The organism is Pseudomonas sp. S49, assembly GCF_009866785.1.
GTDB lineage: Bacteria > Pseudomonadota > Gammaproteobacteria > Pseudomonadales > Pseudomonadaceae > Aquipseudomonas.
The window spans coordinates 5,946,444-5,963,502 of record NZ_CP019432.1; the positions used below are offsets into that span (position 1 = coordinate 5,946,444).

Genomic DNA, 17,059 nt, shown 5'->3' on the forward strand with positions numbered 1-17,059 from the left:
CCCCAGTTTTCATTGACCAACCTCCTTGTGAAGGCAGCCTTCGACCAGAGCCAGTTGAGAAATGATGTTATCGGCATGCGGATTCCACGGGACAGTTGTCCGGTGACGTGACCACCCCTGGAAGCCCAAACCATCGATCTGAGCCGTCAGTTGCACGTTGGGAGGGAGCACACCTGTGGCCAGCGACACATGGGGGTACAAGTAGAAGCTGTCCAACGGCTCGACCGGGTAACCTGCCAGGACTTGAATTGCCAGCTGGACATATTGGTGGTTGTAGCCCGTCGGCAGTTCATAGTCGTGGATCACCAAATAACGCAGACCATCTGTGCCGATGCAGGTTTCCCAGCGCAAGCCAAGCTGGTCAAGGTACACCGTGTCAGCTGGCAGCAAGTTGAAAACACGACGGGCCGCTGTTGCGACTTCACCGTTCCCAACATCCTTAGGAGTGAACCGCAGCTTCTCAATGCCCGGAGTGCTGAGGTCAACAATCGCGTCCATGCTAGTCAGTTCGGAATGATGCCCTGCAGCCGTGAGGGTAATCTTCCAATGCTGGGAGACATCCAGCCCAGCGCGCAAAGCAGCTTCACGAACACTGATCTGTGGCTTGTCGAACTCCAAGGTACGACCTTGGATCTTGAGCTTCCAGATTGCCTTACGGATGACAAAGCGCTCAATGCCCTCCTCACCCAGGTTGATAACGTCAGCGTCTGCGATTTCACGATCAGCTTCTTCTTCCAGCTGCTGCACTAAGCGCATGTTCTCAGCAATCTGTGCCAGCTTCCGCACTGTGTGGCCATTGATGATCTTGCACGGCCATTCGTAACGCTGACCATCGACCGCGAAGAAGTAAGAGCGATCGGATTCGACCACGATGAAGCGGCGCGACGTTGCAGCCAAATCCACAAGCTCGTCCGGGCGAACATCTTCGAAAGCCCCGGATGGAAGTGCCTGAAGAATCGTAGGCATCTGATCGGGGAGAAACCCTCCTGCACGGGCAATCTGTGTACCGATCGGCGTCTCGTCGTTGAGGGGAACTGGTTTGAATTCGAGATCCAAACCAGCGATGAAAATATGATTCTGAGTAAATTCGTTCATACGTATCTCCACACGCCTTTTCTCAGGCGTGAACAGGTGCCCTGACGGGCGTCATGAGTGCGTCAGAGCATCGAGTAGCCTTGACTACCCGACGGCGCATGAAGATACTGAATTTGTGCTTGCATTCTTCATGCACTCGCTGGGGCGCAATTGCAGTTGCGTTTCCCAGCACCTCAGACTCGGTTACCGGTTAGGTTCTTTCTTCGCTAGTCCATTCGTTCCCTCCTTGATTCCCCCTTCCGTCGTAGCGTCTCCGCTCATCCGGGCGTTAAGCCTATTCTCATTGTCATACGGTCAAGCTGACCGATTACACGCTTCGGCTTGCCTAAACATAGAGCTCAATCCAACAATATTGCTAAGCTCTACATCCCTTCCCACCGAACGCTGGCATATCAGGCCACCGAACGACGACCTCACTGTGCGCCTGATCGAGCCACCCTGTCAACAGGGTTTTTTTCGTTCGGTACAGTGGTACACTCACCGAACGACTTAGGAGGTGATTACGGTGGCATCAAGCCTTGGAATGAAAATCGGCGCCAGGAGGCGAGAGCTCGGCATATCATTGGAGCGACTTGCGGAGCTAACGGACTCCAGTAAAAGCTACCTGTGGGAGCTCGAGAACCGAGACAAACCTAATCCGTCAATGGACAAGGTGAACAAGATTGCACTCGCGTTGAATCTCGCGCCTGAAACACTGCTCGGAAGCGCAACAGAAACTTCCCAAGATGTGGAAACCGACAGCGCTTTCTTTAGGAAATATCAAGCGCTTGACGAAGGTGACAAGAAGCGCCTTCGAAAAATCGTGGACGATTGGTGGGAAGACTGACGATGCAAAAGAACCCGAAGAATGAAGCAAACAAAATCACGAAGGTTCTACGTACTGCTGGATTCGACCAGTTCCCGATCAAGGTTAGGGAGGTTGCACTCGAGTACTCGAAAGCTGTGTGCCCTGAAGCACCTATTTCGGCTATCAAGCCGGTACCTATCCCTAGCTTTGAAGGCATGCTCAAAAAAAATCCCAAGGGGGACAAATGGATCATTGGCGTCAACGAAGATGTGGCGTCATCGGGGCGGATTAACTTCACGATCGCTCATGAGTTCGCTCACTACATTCTTCATCGCGATTTGCAGCAGGATTTCCAATGCGCCCCCAAGGACATGCACACCTGGGATGCACTTGGGAAGAAAATTGAAGCAGAGGCAGACGTATTCGCCTCCTATCTCCTCATGCCCGCTGACGACTTCCGTAGCCAAGTGTCCGGTCATGAGCTTTCCATAGATTTGCTCAGACATTGTGCGGATCGATATGACGTATCTCTCACCGCTGCAGCCCTCAAGTGGCGGGAGATTGCTCCTGGGCGAGTAGTCGTACTTGCCGCCAAGGATGGGTTCCTTGATTGGTCATCTTCGAATGATCGGGCATTCAAAAGCGAAGCCTACTTAGCTACCTCGAAGCATCTCATCGAAGTGCCAGCGGCATCGGTGCTCAAACGCTCAATTCGATCAGCATCGGGAGATAAGGCGCGAATTGATGCGCGAGCTTGGTTCCCGAAAGAGCCCGAAGGGATGGAAATCATAGAACACGCATTTGTGATAGAGGGGGATGGGTACAACTACACCTTGGGAATCTTGACTCTACCCGTGCGGGATCGCGAGGCGGATGACGAAGAAGATTTACTGGCCCCTCTGAGCGGAGAACCTACATTTCGCTGATACTGGCATGCCATTTCCTAGACACAGAGCATGGCCGTGCTAACCTGAAAAATCGATTACCTGAATCGAGCGGTCGGTTCGCAAAGGCGAAGCCTCAGGTTGCTTCACTTCCTCCTCGCACGCATTTCGACGATAGTCAGCGGGCAGCCGACACCCTGACGCTTTGGAGAAGTGCTATGCGCGTTCCAATTCATCCAGACGATCTAAACCCGAAGTACGGCTTCAAACGCATCGCTAAAAAACTGCAGCGAGAGTGGCCTGGATTCAGCCCTATCCAACTTTCCTTCGCTCGTGAGATTCTTTCCAAAGGATTGGGCTACCGTGATTACTACGATGTAGTGCAGTCATCAAAAAAATGGCAACCCCAAGCTGTCCCCTCCTTCAAAGAAGAGGTGAACGTTGCCCTCATGTCGGCGATTTCAGCTGCGATTCGGGTAGATAACACGTTCGTGACGCCCCACTCAAATCTCCTGGCTCTCGTGCGGTCTCTACCTCTGCATACGTTAGTAGCTCTGAGAGGTGATCAATCGGACAAAGCTGGTGATTATCCACTTCTCGAAACATCAAATCCTTACTTCAATATTTCATTGAGCGTTGCTTTCGTTGCTACCAACATTGGTTTTTGCAGCCATACTTTCCATGGCGAACCTGATGAAAATCATTGGAGCTGCGGCATTTGCCCAAACTACATCGTGCCGCCTAGTGGGCCCCACATGGATAGACCCACTTCCCCCTGATTGCCGGATTCGCTGCGTGCCCTTCCCTGCTCGCCGGTCTGCAGCACTTCAATGTCAGAAAGTGGCACAAAGGCCTATACGACGATCAGCCGAAAAGTTTTAAGCAAACAGTAGAGTCGTTGGGCTTAGTTTGGCAGGGTACCTATCACCGAGGGATAGTCGATGCTAGGAATGTCGCGTCCATCATTAAGGAGATGCTCGGCTGATTCTTTGAGCCGGGCCTTGCCCGAAGGAGCGATGTTAACCTGCCAAAGAGACGCTGCCTAACAACGTAGCTGACATCCCCTGCATCGTTACTACCTCTCCCGGTCAGATTGCCAGAGACGGAAAGGGCAAAAGAAACGGGGAGTACACCAGCGCTCTCCTCCAGCACATTGGCGCGCCAGACTGCACCATCGAGGCCATGTTCAAGCGGGTACGCAACACGCTCAGCGTGGCAACCGGCGGAAAGCAGATTTCTTGGGAACACACCTCGCTAGCATCAGATTTTTACTTCAATCGCAGCGTCGGATCCCGCATTGACGAATACAGCACTACCGCCCTTAAGGATGCATTGTTTGAATACGATGCCTATAGGCCATCGCATGACGTTACCCACCATGCCGATCTTTTTCATTGAACGTTCCTCGGGCAGCCGGTTGTCGTTGTTAGAAATCTTCCCTATGCGGCCTCCGATTACTCACTTGCACGCCAATCAATGGGGAGTGGCAAACGTGCATCCATGGGTCGATTCTAATTCCGCTGCCTTGCGAAGTTGATTAGTAAAATGTCAACATTCCTTCGAATTATTAGAAACCTGAGGCGGACGACCCGCACAGATTCCCCGACTGAATTCGAGTGCCTGCGGTGCTTCCAGATCTGGTTTCCCTGGCTCTTTTCCTGAGGACTGTCGATAGCGGCAGCCTTTCCAAGGCCGCCGAGCAGTCCCATATCGCCCTTTCCGCAGCCAGCAGACGAATTGCTCTGCTCGAAAGCGATCTAGACGTGAAACTGTTGGATCGCGGTCAGCGAGGGGTCACCCCTACCCCGGCAGGACTTGCGCTTGCAGCACATGCCCGTCGGCTGCTGAGCGAAGCGGAACGCCTCAAAACCAACCTCTCTGACTACGCGCGGGGTGTGAAAGGGATCGTGCGCCTTTACGCCAATACCTCCGCACTGACTCAGTACCTACCAAGTGAGATCGCCACTTTCTCTTCGTCCTTCCCCAACATCAGGGTTGAAGTGACCGAGCGACTGAGCAGCGACATCATCCAAGCGATATCGGAAGGGCTGGCCGACATCGGGGTCGTGTTCACCACTGAAATCCAACGCAGCGGGCTGAGATTCCTACCCTACAAGGTCGACTACCTAGTTGCCGTCATGCCGCAACATGCTGCCCTGGGTCTGCGTCGGTTGAGCCTCTCCGACCTGATTGACTCAGACCTTGTGGTTTTGGAGAGCAACACTGCGATGCTCAAGCTTCTGGAGGAGGCGGCAGAGGCCGAGGGCAAGAAGCTTCGATTACGCGTGCAGGTGAAGAGCTTCGAAGCGATCTGCAAGATGATCGAGGCAGGTCTGGGCATCGGCATCCTCCCCAAGATCGCCGCCGAAGCCTTCGCTCAGGAGCTGAACCTTCGGCTTGTGCCGCTCGGCGATGCCTGGGCCATCCGGCGGATGTACGTCTGCTGCCGGGATGAGGAGCTACCGGTTTCAGTGCAGAAGATGCTAGACCATTTGCTGGCCGATATCGGTTAATGCCTTGGTATGAGGTCGACCAGCCAGGTGCTTTCGACTAACAGGTGTATGCACCTGTATCTGACCGTCATCCCAGGAATCCTTCGCCAGTAGAAACAGAGCAAGGCTTTGGTAACGAACGAGTAGATTACGAGAGCCGTCCTCAATAGATTTCGATAAAACATGAGCCCATGGAAATGATAAGTAAGATCGAAGTAGATGACCACGTGATCAGCCTAAATCTTGCCACTGAAGGCACACCTAATATTTTTGACGTCGACTCAATATCGCTAATTATCGGCAACAATGGCTCGGGCAAAACATCTATCTTCAGGAAAATAATCAGAAAGTTTCTACCCTCAGCAAATAGAGACCATTACTCCAGCGAGATCCACCTCGACAACGGAAAAAGCTTGTCGTTTGCAGAAATGCGCAGCAAGTGGGGAGTAATTTATTACGCCCCAGTACAGTCAGGCCGCCGCCCTCATGCAACTAGAAATTTCGTAGACATATCACCAAAATGGGGCGAATCACTCTCAGCATTTGACTTACGCCATCACACAGATATTCTCGCAGAATTCGATATCTCCCCCAAAGTATATGCTGTAAGCAGAATCAATGTGAGGGATGTATGCAAATCCCTCGTGGACGTTCTGATGGTGCAAAATTACCCTAATGAAGAGAATATCCCTTTTGCACTTATGGATATGTTTCCCGACTTATTTAACCTTCTCGACGAAAGTCGCTCAGTTAAATTGGTCGCTGCATTAGAGTCCGTCAGCCCAATCGAGTCAATGGAAGCCGAGGAGCAACGCCAGCTAGAAAAAGAAAAATTGAAAAAGAAGGTTATTGAAGATTCCGCAAGCTTGCTTTACCGCCGACTTAAGTCGCAGGCGACAAGCGAACACAATCTATTTGCCCTACTTGCAGTAATCAACCATCTGCTCAAAGACATCCGGAGAAATAAAAAGGTCATACGTTTTATAATTTTTGATGCCATTGAATTACGTGACCAGTGGTTCCTGGGTGCTCAAACCCCAAGGACAGCAGAGTGTTTGAGCGACATAGAATCCCTTGAATTCTTCATGAAACAACGCTCTGCCGATACCAAACTTGGCAGTCAGTCGTATTCGGAAATCGCCCTAGAGCCTTATGAAGACTCATCCATTCTGAAACCGTCAAATCTTGAGCGTTTCTTCGATGTCGGCTTTCAAAATATGAGCTCCGGGCAATTTGCTGTCATCGCACAACTTGCACTCATTTCAGAGACAATTTCATCATATTCAAAAAAAGGGTTGAAGAAAATTCTACTCTTAATTGATGAAGGGGATGCCTTCTTGCATTTAGAATGGCAGCGCAAGTACATAGAGCAACTAAATCGAATGTTATCAAACTTAAAATACCGAGAAGGAATTTCATCTCTCCAATTGATCATTGCCACCCACTCACCACTACTCGCAACGGATATTCCTAAGCAATTCGTTTGCCGAATGGAATCTCTTGGTGAGACTGATGCACCCAGCGCATTTGCAGCCCCATTACACACATTGCTTACTCAGTCATTCGGAGCCAAGACCATTGGAGAGTTTGCGTCTGAAAAAATCAAGTCGGCAGTCGAATCGATAAAATCAGGTCACGCGAGCGAAATTGACAAATTCGTAATTGAAAGCATTGATAACCCCATCATAAAGGCTGAAGTAGACCATATTGCAAGTCGCCACCGAGGTGAAAATTGATAGCTGCCATACGAGACAACTGGAAAGCAGCAGAAAAAGACCACGAGAAATACCTCAATAAAATCATCCAAGACTTTATTGACGCCCAACATAAAGAGTGCGGCCCAAGAAAACCGGCGTTTTACTTTGTATGCAACACGAGAGAACTCATAACTTCTTCCAAGCTTTCAGACCTTCTAAAAAGCATGGAAATCCTGGAATCCTACTCTAAAGAACTCGGTGATCGAAAAGCACTTCTCATAAAAGATCTTGAGCAAATATTTAATTACGACAAGTTTATCAGCAAATATGGACAATGGAATGCCTACGCGCTATGCAAGAAATCCAAGACAAGAATCTGCCCATATTGCAACCATGCTTATGCGTTCACCATAAAAACCAAGGGAGGATCATTCCGGCCTACGCTAGATCATTTTTTCTATAAAGATGAATACCCGCATCTTGCATTAACCTTATACAATCTCGTTCCGAGCTGCTCAAGCTGCAACTCCAGCTTGAAAGGGAAGAAAGACTTCTTCAAAAACCCTCATCTGAATCCGCTATTTGACGACGAACAAATTAAATTCCAACTCGTCAGTTCCGGAAACCCTGCTGGCCTTTCTGATGCAATAACTGGTGATGACAATGGTGTAAAAATCGTCGCGCGCGCCCCGGATGAGTGTGAAAAATCCCAGAACTCTCTTAAGACATTCATAGTAAATGAGCGCTATGAGATCCTGTTAATGGAAGCCGTTGATTTCTTTATTGCAAAAAGAAATCTCGAAGAAGCCAAAATAAACACCCAGCTCGGACTTTCATTTAATGAATCTAAACTATTGAGATTTGATCGAGCCAACCACAACAAATATCTGCTAGGGAAGATGTTTGCCGATATCCATGATTCATTTTGAGATATCGCTATACGAGAGTCCCCGCTCACTGCCCATGCAGGATGCAGGATGCAGGATGCAGGATGCAGGATTGCACCTTACATGGGCAGCTGTCAAAACGTAGTCAGTCAGGCGTGACAAGTACCACTTCCCTCAAATTTCATGCCGTACGGATACATTGGCAATTGTTCCTCCCTAAATCCTGAATCCACCTACAAGACGCTGAAGCCGGATAGCCTCTTCATCCAGCGCTACGCAAGATGCCAACGATGACTTCGCATTCTCGATGTTCTTGCCGTTCAGATCGCTGATCTGATTGATGTCTTGGTTCAGCGTGTCTACCCTGCATTCTCAGACATAAGGATGATGTTGGGCCCACGCTTACATAGGCGCTTGCAGACTGGCTCGCAGTTCACAGCTGCAATCACGATATGGCCATGCTCAGCAGTGATTGAGCGATCCACCACAGCCAGATCGCCATCGAAGATGCCAGCACCTTCCATACTGCGGCCTTCGATTCGCACCAGGTAGATATGCGGCGCACGAATGCCCAAGATCTCATCAAGGGAGATGTGTTGTTCAAGATGGTCAGCTGCCGGCGATGGAAAGCCTGCTGGCACCTTGAACGAATAGAAGGGAAGCTGAACTCCCCCTTCGACCAGAGGGCCGAGGATGGTGGCGCTCATGAGATATGCCTTAACGAAACTGTATATGCTGCTCGATCTCGGCCTCCTCCTTTCCTTGACGACGCAACTCTTTGTGCACCAAATCAGTGAAGGTATAACGCAGAGAATGGGGTGTGAGATGACTCGGAAGTTTGTCGGGGAAGCGCGTTCTAAGATCCTTGAATAGTTGGCGAAGTCTATCCGACGACAGCGGGTCACCTTCGTCACTCAGAAAAACAAAACCACTGTCGTTACTGCGGCCATGCGCGATGAACCATTGCCGCTCATTCATAATATAGTCGTCAAGCATCATGGCGAGACGCGGAGAGTCAAGCGTTAGTACTCTCCCCAATCGTTTAACTCTTGGCGGTCTACGACGATGATCAACGGGACTCATACCTCGCCGCCTTATATCAATCGAAGTAATCGCACCGAACTTAATATCTTGAATACGCAAACTTAATAATTCACCTGTCCGCCCCCCTAAGAACACCAACAAACAAACCATCAAGAAATTGCGAAGTCTGCTACGGCTGTCTCTTCCAAATAGCACTATCCCTTCAGGGTCAAGTGCGTCCTGAAGAAACTGCGCTTGGTCTAATGTCAGGTGTTTATGGTAAGAGCGATTACCCTCAGGTGACTGCATCGAGTCGAGCAACATCCTGAGTAACTTATCCTTCATATCGCTTAGCCGTTTCCGCTGCACCTCAGAAGTGCCCGGATCGGCAATCAATTCGTCAATATACCAACCCATGTGTTTGCTTGCGGTACTGATACGCTTATTGGCAGTGTCAGGGCTAACCGCAAACTTTACGACAACTGGCAAAGTTGAGGGCCGACGAAGTCGGCTCGACCAGGCTGGTTATCTCAGATTCAGTAAATTGCCGCCCAGACTGTAGACGCTCGTAAAGATCGATTCTTCGGGCTCTCGCCCAGTCATGAACAATTAATATCTCTTGCATGTTGCGCGACTGCGTGGCGAAGGCGCGTTGGCGGCGTGACAACATCCAGTCACAGGCCTCAGGTACTGGCAAGTCTTGATCGTCCAAGAGCATGGGCAACCGATCACCAGTGGGAAAGATCACTTGTTCTACGCGCATGACCTGCCTCCGAACCCTTTACATTCGGTTTAGCGCGTTTCCTTTGCTTGTCAAAAAACCGTTTATCTGGTTTTTAAAGCCGTGCTTTACAGTCACAAAGAGAAAGCCCTCAGGTTTCTTTACAAACCTAAGGGCTTCCTATTTTAAATCTTAGTAAAAACAGCTAGTTATACAAAATGCTTTACATAACTAGGTTTTATCCGCACTAGAACGGGATATCGTCATCAAAGCTGTCGAAATCCGGAGCCGGTTGCGGTGCGGCCTGCTGTGGAGCCGGAGCCGAACGCTGCTGTGGAGCCGACTGCTGCGGGCGCGGAGCCTGCTGACGTGGAGCAGATGGCGCCGACTGCTGGTAGTTGTTGCCACCGCCCTGCTGGTCGCCCTGTTGTGGACGGCCGCCGAGCAGTTGCATGGTGCCTTGCATGTCGACCACGATTTCAGTGGTGTAACGCTTGATACCGTCTTTTTCCCACTCGCGGGTCTGCAGCTTGCCTTCGATGTAAACCTGCGAACCCTTGCGCAGGTATTCGCCGGCGATTTCGGCAACCTTGCCGAACATCGAAACACGGTGCCACTCGGTCTTCTCGACCTTCTGACCGGTTTGCTTGTCGGTCCACTGTTCGCTGGTGGCCAGACTCAGGTTGGTCACGGCGTTACCGTTAGGCAGGTAGCGAACTTCGGGATCCTGGCCGCAAGTGCCGACCAATATGACTTTGTTAACCCCACGGGCCATAACGTTCTCCTAGGCTTCGCAAGCAGCCCCGGCCGGGTTGTTCACCAGGCGTTCGAGGGTGTCGCGATCCACTAATTCTTTGTCCAGTTTGATGTAAACAGCTGCTTCGTCAGCAACTATCACTGCATCGGTTACCCCTACGAGGGCCTTGAGGCGCTCGACCAGACCCGCTTCGCGGATCGCCTCGGGCGACAACGGCAAGCGCAGGCTCGTCACGTAGGGAGGTTCACGCATGGTAACAGCAAAGGCCAGCCAGATGGCAGCCAGACCCGCGCATCCAAGGAACACAACCGACAGACCGCCATGCTGAAACAGCCAGCCGCCGAGTATCCCGCCGAGTGCCGAACCGAGGAACTGGCTGGTGGAATACACGCCCATGGCCGTGCCCTTCCCGCCCGCCGGTGAAACCTTGCTGATCAGCGACGGCAATGAAGCCTCCAGCAGATTGAACGCGGTGAAGAACACCACCGTACCGATCACCAGAGCCCGCAGGCTGTCGCCGAACTGCCAGAAGAATAGCTCAGTCAGCATCAGCGTCAGGACGGCGCCAAGCAAAACTCGTTTCATTTTGCGTTTCTTCTCGCCATAGATGATGAACGGGATCATGGCGAAGAACGAAATCAGCAGCGCGGTGAGATAGACCCACCAGTGCTGTTCCTTGGGCAAACCGGCTTTTTCCACCAGCGCCAGAGGCAGCGCGACGAAGCTCGACATCAACATGGCATGTAACACAAAGATGCCCAGATCGAGCCGCAGCAAGTCAGGATGCTTGAGTGTCGGCATCAACGCCTGACGCGCCACGCCGGACTCACGGTGCGTCAGCGGACCCGTGGACCTGGGCACCATGAACATCACGATCACGATCCCCACCAATGCCATGCCACCGGTGGCCAGGAACAACCCGGACAAACCGAACGCGCGCGTCAGCAAAGGCCCCACAACCATGGCCACGGCGAACGACAGGCCAATTGTCATGCCGATCATCGCCATGGCCTTGGTGCGGTGTTGCTCGCGGGTGAGGTCGGAAAGCAATGCCATCACCGCCGCAGAAATGGCGCCGGCACCTTGCAGGATCCGCCCGGCAATCACGCCCCAGATCGAATCGGCTTGCGAGGCCAGCACGCTGCCAAGGGCGAAGACGATCAGTCCGAGGTAAATCACCGGGCGACGGCCGATGCGGTCGGAAATGATCCCGAACGGAATCTGGAAAATCGCTTGGGTCAAGCCGTAAGCGCCGATTGCCAAGCCGATCAGGGCCGGGGTCGCGCCTGCCAGATCCATGCCGTAGGTCGCCAGTACCGGCAACACCATAAACATGCCCAGCATACGGAAGGCGAACACCAGGGCCAGACCGCTCGCCGCGCGGGTCTCGCTGCCACTCATGCGTTCGCTGTGGGGATCGTGCATGGAAAAACCTCGTGTGAACCGGCGGCGATTCTACCAGTCCCATCGGAAGACGGGGTAGATCGCGACGCTTTGACGCGTATAGATGAAACTCTCTTCATCCAGGGCAAAAAACCCTTCGTTTGATAGTGTGCATCCATCCAGTATTTGCCCGTATACTCCTACGTTTTCGACGCCCGCCGAGCGAGGCCACTTTGGACAAGATCCTGATACGTGGGGCCCGTACCCACAACCTGAAGAACATCGACCTGACCCTGCCACGGGACAAACTGATCGTCATCACCGGCCTGTCCGGATCCGGCAAGTCGTCCCTGGCCTTCGATACGCTGTATGCCGAAGGTCAGCGCCGCTATGTCGAATCGCTGTCGGCCTATGCCCGCCAGTTTCTGTCAATGATGGAAAAGCCCGATGTCGACACCATCGAAGGCCTGTCGCCGGCAATTTCCATCGAACAGAAGTCGACCTCGCACAACCCGCGCTCTACGGTCGGCACCATCACCGAAATCTACGACTACCTGCGTTTGCTCTATGCACGCGTCGGTACGCCGCGCTGCCCGGATCACGATATTCCGCTGGAAGCGCAGACCGTCAGCCAGATGGTCGATCTGGTCCTGGCGCAACCGGAAGGCAGCAAACTGATGTTGCTGGCGCCGGTGATTCGCGAGCGTAAAGGCGAACACCTTTCGGTCTTCGAAGAGCTGCGCGCCCAGGGTTTCGTCCGTGCACGGGTCAATGGCCGCATCTGCGAGCTCGATGAACTGCCGAAACTGGATAAACAAAAGAAGCACTCGATCGATGTGATCGTCGACCGCTTCAAGGTTCGCGCCGACCTGCAGCAACGCCTGGCCGAGTCCTTCGAGACCGCGCTGAAACTGGCCGACGGCATCGCCCTGGTCGCGCCAATGGACGACGAGCCGGGCGAAGAGATGATCTTCTCCGCGCGCTTCGCCTGCCCGATCTGCGGCCACGCCATCAGCGAACTTGAGCCGAAGCTGTTTTCCTTCAACAATCCGGCCGGCGCCTGCCCGACTTGCGATGGTCTGGGGGTCAAGCAGTTCTTCGACATCAAGCGCCTGGTCAACGGCGAGCTGACGCTGGCCGAAGGCGCGATTCGCGGCTGGGACCGGCGCAACGTCTATTACTTCCAGATGCTCGGCTCATTGGCCTCGCACTATGGCTTCAGCCTCGAAGTGCCATTCAACGAGTTGCCGGCCGATCAGCAGAAATCCATTCTGCACGGCAGTGGCTCGCAGAACGTTGACTTCAAATACCTCAACGACCGTGGCGATATCGTTAAACGCTCGCACCCGTTCGAAGGCATCGTGCCAAACCTGGAGCGTCGCTACCGCGAGACCGAGTCGGCGAGCGTGCGCGAAGAGCTGGCCAAGTTCCTCAGCACCCAATCGTGCCCGGATTGCCGTGGCACTCGCCTGCGCCGTGAAGCGCGGCACGTCTGGGTTGGCGAGAAAACGCTGCCGGCAGTGACCAACCTGCCGATTGGCGATGCTTGCGTGTACTTCGGCGAGCTGAAGATGACCGGCCGCCGTGGCGAGATCGCTGACAAGATCCTCAAGGAGATTCGCGAGCGCCTGCAGTTCCTCGTCAATGTCGGACTCGATTATCTGTCGCTGGATCGCAGTGCTGACACCCTGTCCGGCGGTGAGGCGCAGCGGATTCGCCTGGCCAGCCAGATCGGTGCCGGACTTGTTGGCGTTCTGTACATCCTCGACGAGCCGTCCATCGGCTTGCACCAGCGAGATAACGATCGACTGCTCGGCACACTCAAGCACCTGCGCGATATCGGCAACACGGTGATTGTGGTCGAACACGACGAAGACGCGATTCGCCTGGCTGACTATGTCGTCGACATCGGCCCGGGCGCCGGTGTGCATGGCGGGCAAATCGTTGCCGAGGGTACGCCGGCTGAAGTCATGGCGCACCCGGACTCGCTGACCGGCAAATACCTGTCGGGCCGGGTGAAGATCGAAGTGCCAGCCAAACGCACCCCGCGCAACAAGAAACTCAACCTGTCGCTCAAAGGGGCGCGCGGCAATAACCTGCGCAATGTCGATCTGGACATCCCGATTGGTCTGCTGACTTGCGTCACCGGTGTGTCCGGCTCGGGCAAGTCGACGCTGATCAACAACACCCTGTTCCCGCTGAGCGCCACCGCCCTCAATGGCGCGACCACGCTGGAAGCCGCGGCGCACGACAGCATCAAAGGCCTGGAACATCTCGACAAAGTCGTCGACATCGACCAGAGCCCGATCGGTCGTACGCCGCGTTCCAACCCGGCCACTTACACCGGGCTGTTCACGCCGATCCGTGAACTCTTCGCCGGTGTGCCCGAGTCACGCTCCCGTGGTTACGGTCCGGGACGTTTCTCCTTCAACGTCAAGGGCGGTCGCTGCGAAGCTTGTCAGGGCGATGGCCTGATCAAGGTTGAGATGCACTTCCTGCCGGACATCTACGTGCCGTGCGACGTGTGCAAGAGCAAGCGCTACAACCGCGAAACCCTTGAGATCAAATACAAGGGCAAGAGCATCCACGAAACCCTCGAGATGACCATCGAGGAGGCGCGGGAGTTCTTCGATGCGGTGCCGGCGCTGGCGCGCAAGCTGCAAACGTTGATGGATGTCGGCCTGTCGTACATCAAGCTTGGCCAGTCGGCGACCACGCTGTCTGGTGGCGAGGCACAGCGGGTCAAGCTGTCTCGCGAGCTGTCCAAGCGTGACACCGGCAAGACCCTGTATATCCTCGATGAGCCAACCACTGGTTTGCACTTCGCGGATATCCAGCAATTGCTCGACGTGCTGCATCGCCTGCGCGACCACGGCAACACTGTCGTGGTGATCGAACACAACCTCGACGTGATCAAGACGGCCGACTGGCTGGTCGATCTCGGGCCTGAGGGCGGTTCAAAAGGTGGGCAGATCATTGCCACTGGCACCCCTGAGGACGTGGCCGAGATGAAGCAATCTCACACTGGCCATTACCTCAAGCCATTGCTGATCCGCGATCGGGCTTAAACGCCAGGCATGAAAAAGCCCCTGTCACTTCAACAGTGACAGGGGCTTTTTTAACTGCAGCAATCAGGACGTATGCGATTGCAGGTAGTTCTCGAGACCGATCAGCTTGATCAGGCCCAACTGCTTTTCCAGCCAGTAGGTGTGATCTTCTTCGGTGTCGTTCAACTGCACACGCAGGATCTCGCGGCTGACATAGTCTTTATGCTGTTCGCACAGCTCGATGCCTTTGCACAGGGCGGCGCGAACTTTGTATTCGAGGCGTAGATCCGCCTCGAGCATCTCCGGCACAGTGCTACCGACATCCAGATCATCCGGACGCATGCGCGGCGTGCCTTCGAGCATCAGAATCCGACGCATCAACGCGTCAGCGTGACCCGCTTCTTCTTCCATCTCGTGGTTGATTCGCTCGTAGAGCTTGGTGAACCCCCAGTCCTCATACATCCGCGAATGAACGAAATATTGATCACGCGCGGCCAGCTCGCCGGTCAGCAACGTGTTGAGGTAATCGATTACGTCTGGGTGGCCTTGCATCGCCCTACATCTCCCTACTTGAAAGTCTGTAGTTTGAACCAACCTGACTGGAAGGTCACCCGTTACGCGCAATAAAAGCGAAGATATTCTTGGAAAAGCAGCCTAAATAACGCAAAAACCGCCCAAATGAGGGCGGTTCTGCTTCTCGTTTAGACTTCGTTAAGCTGTACGTTGAGCAGCTTTGCGATTGCTTCTCCATACGCCTGGTCGGCTTTGTAGAAATGCTGCAACTGGCGGTCGACTACATCAGTCGAAACTCCGCTCATCGCACCAGCGATGTTGCTGACCAGCAACGCTTTCTGATCGTCGCTCATCAGGCGAAACAGCACACCGGCGTGGCTGTAATAATCGGTGTCTTCGCGATGATCGTAACGATCAGCCGCACCACTCAGAGCCAGCGCCGGCTCGGCGTAATGTGGAGCTTGTTTCGGCGATTCGACGTAGCTGTTCGGTTCGTAGTTAGGCGCTGCACCACCATTGCTGCCGAACGCCATCGAGCCATCACGCTGGTAAGTGTTCACCGGGCTACGTGGCGCGTTCACCGGCAACTGCTGGTGATTGGTGCCCACACGGTAGCGGTGTGCATCGGCATAGGCGAATACGCGTCCTTGCAGCATGCGGTCTGGCGAGAGACCAACGCCTGGGACCATGTTGCTTGGGCCGAACGCGGCTTGCTCAACTTCAGCGAAATAGTTCTGCGGGTTGCGGTTCAATTCCAGTTCGCCCACTTCGATCAGCGGGAACTCCTTCTGCGACCAGGTCTTGGTCACGTCGAAAGGGTTCTCGTAATGCGCTGCGGCCTGGGCCTCAGTCATGATCTGGATGCATACGCGCCATTTCGGGAAGTCACCGCGTTCAATGGCTTCAAACAAGTCACGTTGAGCGTAATCCGGATCAGTGCCGGCCAGACGTGCTGCATCTGCGGGTGCGAGATTCTTGATGCCCTGTCTGGTTTTGTAGTGCCACTTCACCCAATGGCGCTCGCCTTGAGCGTTGATCAGGCTGTAAGTGTGGCTGCCGAAGCCGTGCATGTGACGGTAGCCATCAGGAATGCCACGATCGGAGAACAGAATGGTGACCTGGTGCAGCGCTTCAGGCGAATGCGACCAGAAGTCCCACATCATCTGCGCGCTTTTCAGGTTGCTTTGCGGCAAGCGCTTTTGGGTGTGGATGAAATCAGGGAATTTCAGTGGGTCACGGATGAAGAACACTGGCGTGTTGTTGCCAACGATGTCCCAGTTGCCTTCCTCGGTGTAGAACTTCAGCGCGAAACCGCGCGGATCACGTTCGGTGTCGGCCGATCCACGCTCGCCACCCACGGTAGAGAAGCGCAGGAAGGTAGGGGTTTGCTTGCCGACGGACTCAAACAGCTTGGCGCTGGTGTATTCGCTGATGTCATGGGTCACGGTGAACGTGCCATAAGCACCCGAGCCTTTCGCATGTACGCGGCGTTCAGGGATATTTTCACGGTTGAAGTGGGCAAGCTTCTCGAGCAAATGAAAATCGTCGAGCAGCAGCGGGCCACGCGGGCCGGCGGAGCGAGAATTCTGATTATCAGCGACAGGTGCGCCACTGGCGGTCGTAAGCGTTTTGATCTGGCTCATGCGGTCTTCTTCCTCTGTCAGTCTTGAAACTGCCGGCTAATCGGCTTGCTGGGAAGTATTGATCATCCATGTGACAGCTACAAATTCATTAACTTGCAGACATCGATAGATAATTACTAATTATGTTTCC

At 53.7% G+C, this 17,059-nt stretch carries 14 protein-coding genes and 1 pseudogene; 7 read left to right on the plus strand and 8 right to left on the minus strand.

What is annotated here, in order from left to right; genetic code table 11:
• Positions 1-9 precede the first annotated feature (9 nt).
• A complete protein-coding gene (locus PspS49_RS26295) occupies positions 10-1,095 on the minus strand; it encodes a multiubiquitin domain-containing protein (RefSeq protein ID WP_160042030.1) in 1,086 nt (361 codons plus the stop codon).
• 505 nt (positions 1,096-1,600) lie between these two features.
• On the opposite strand from PspS49_RS26295, the gene PspS49_RS26300 reads away from it, so the two are divergent.
• From PspS49_RS26300 to PspS49_RS26310, 3 genes are all read left to right on the plus strand, one after another.
• Positions 1,601-1,921, plus strand: coding sequence for a helix-turn-helix transcriptional regulator (locus PspS49_RS26300; protein WP_160042032.1), 321 nt, complete (start codon positions 1,601-1,603; stop codon positions 1,919-1,921).
• 2 nt (positions 1,922-1,923) lie between these two features.
• Entirely contained in the window at positions 1,924-2,808 is an 885-nt protein-coding gene (locus tag PspS49_RS26305) for an ImmA/IrrE family metallo-endopeptidase (RefSeq protein WP_160042034.1), read from the plus strand.
• 176 nt (positions 2,809-2,984) lie between these two features.
• Positions 2,985-3,545 (plus strand): hypothetical protein, encoded by a 561-nt coding sequence (locus tag PspS49_RS26310; protein WP_160042036.1) that lies wholly within the window; start codon positions 2,985-2,987, stop codon positions 3,543-3,545.
• 481 nt (positions 3,546-4,026) lie between these two features.
• Here PspS49_RS26310 and PspS49_RS30020 read toward each other — a convergent pair whose 3' ends face one another.
• Positions 4,027-4,161: a hypothetical protein gene (locus PspS49_RS30020; RefSeq protein ID WP_275113736.1), complete on the minus strand. Its 135-nt coding sequence runs from the start codon at positions 4,159-4,161 to the stop codon at positions 4,027-4,029.
• Positions 4,162-4,391: 230 nt separating this feature from the next.
• Here PspS49_RS30020 and PspS49_RS26320 point away from each other — a divergent pair, with 230 nt between their 5' ends.
• The 3 genes from PspS49_RS26320 (at position 4,392) to PspS49_RS26330 (ending at position 7,884) form a co-directional block, all read left to right on the plus strand.
• Complete coding sequence (locus PspS49_RS26320) at positions 4,392-5,279, plus strand: LysR family transcriptional regulator (RefSeq protein ID WP_160042038.1); 888 nt, start codon at positions 4,392-4,394, stop codon at positions 5,277-5,279.
• A gap of 176 nt (positions 5,280-5,455) precedes the next feature.
• Positions 5,456-6,994, plus strand: a complete 1,539-nt coding sequence (locus PspS49_RS26325; protein ID WP_160042040.1) for an AAA family ATPase — start codon at positions 5,456-5,458, stop codon at positions 6,992-6,994.
• Positions 6,991-7,884 (plus strand): hypothetical protein, encoded by an 894-nt coding sequence (locus tag PspS49_RS26330; protein WP_160042042.1) that lies wholly within the window; start codon positions 6,991-6,993, stop codon positions 7,882-7,884. Before PspS49_RS26325 ends, PspS49_RS26330 begins: the two co-directional genes overlap by 4 nt.
• Positions 7,885-8,210: 326 nt before the next feature.
• Here PspS49_RS26330 and PspS49_RS26335 read toward each other — a convergent pair.
• The 4 genes and pseudogenes from PspS49_RS26335 to PspS49_RS26355 all read right to left on the minus strand — a co-directional run.
• Positions 8,211-8,549, minus strand: a pseudogene (locus tag PspS49_RS26335) (S24 family peptidase); the annotation flags it as partial.
• 10 nt (positions 8,550-8,559) lie between these two features.
• Positions 8,560-9,282 (minus strand): site-specific integrase, encoded by a 723-nt coding sequence (locus tag PspS49_RS26340; protein ID WP_160042046.1) that lies wholly within the window; start codon positions 9,280-9,282, stop codon positions 8,560-8,562.
• A 551-nt stretch (positions 9,283-9,833) separates the two neighbouring features.
• Positions 9,834-10,361 carry a single-stranded DNA-binding protein gene (locus tag PspS49_RS26350; RefSeq protein ID WP_127929967.1) on the minus strand — a complete coding sequence of 176 codons (528 nt, stop codon included), beginning with the start codon at positions 10,359-10,361 and terminating at the stop codon, positions 9,834-9,836.
• A 9-nt stretch (positions 10,362-10,370) separates the two neighbouring features.
• Positions 10,371-11,768 (minus strand): MFS transporter, encoded by a 1,398-nt coding sequence (locus PspS49_RS26355; protein WP_150751782.1) that lies wholly within the window; start codon positions 11,766-11,768, stop codon positions 10,371-10,373.
• Between the two features lie 191 nt (positions 11,769-11,959).
• On the opposite strand from PspS49_RS26355, the gene uvrA reads away from it, so the two are divergent.
• Entirely contained in the window at positions 11,960-14,794 is a 2,835-nt protein-coding gene (gene uvrA / locus PspS49_RS26360) for an excinuclease ABC subunit UvrA (protein WP_150751783.1), read from the plus strand.
• A gap of 63 nt (positions 14,795-14,857) precedes the next feature.
• Here uvrA and bfr read toward each other — a convergent pair whose 3' ends face one another.
• Both bfr and PspS49_RS26370 read right to left on the minus strand, forming a co-directional pair.
• Positions 14,858-15,325 carry a bacterioferritin gene (gene bfr / locus PspS49_RS26365; RefSeq protein WP_053124309.1) on the minus strand — a complete coding sequence of 156 codons (468 nt, stop codon included), beginning with the start codon at positions 15,323-15,325 and terminating at the stop codon, positions 14,858-14,860.
• A 149-nt stretch (positions 15,326-15,474) separates the two neighbouring features.
• A complete protein-coding gene (locus tag PspS49_RS26370; RefSeq protein ID WP_160042050.1) occupies positions 15,475-16,929 on the minus strand; it encodes a catalase in 1,455 nt (484 codons plus the stop codon).
• Positions 16,930-17,059: the final 130 nt, after the last annotated feature.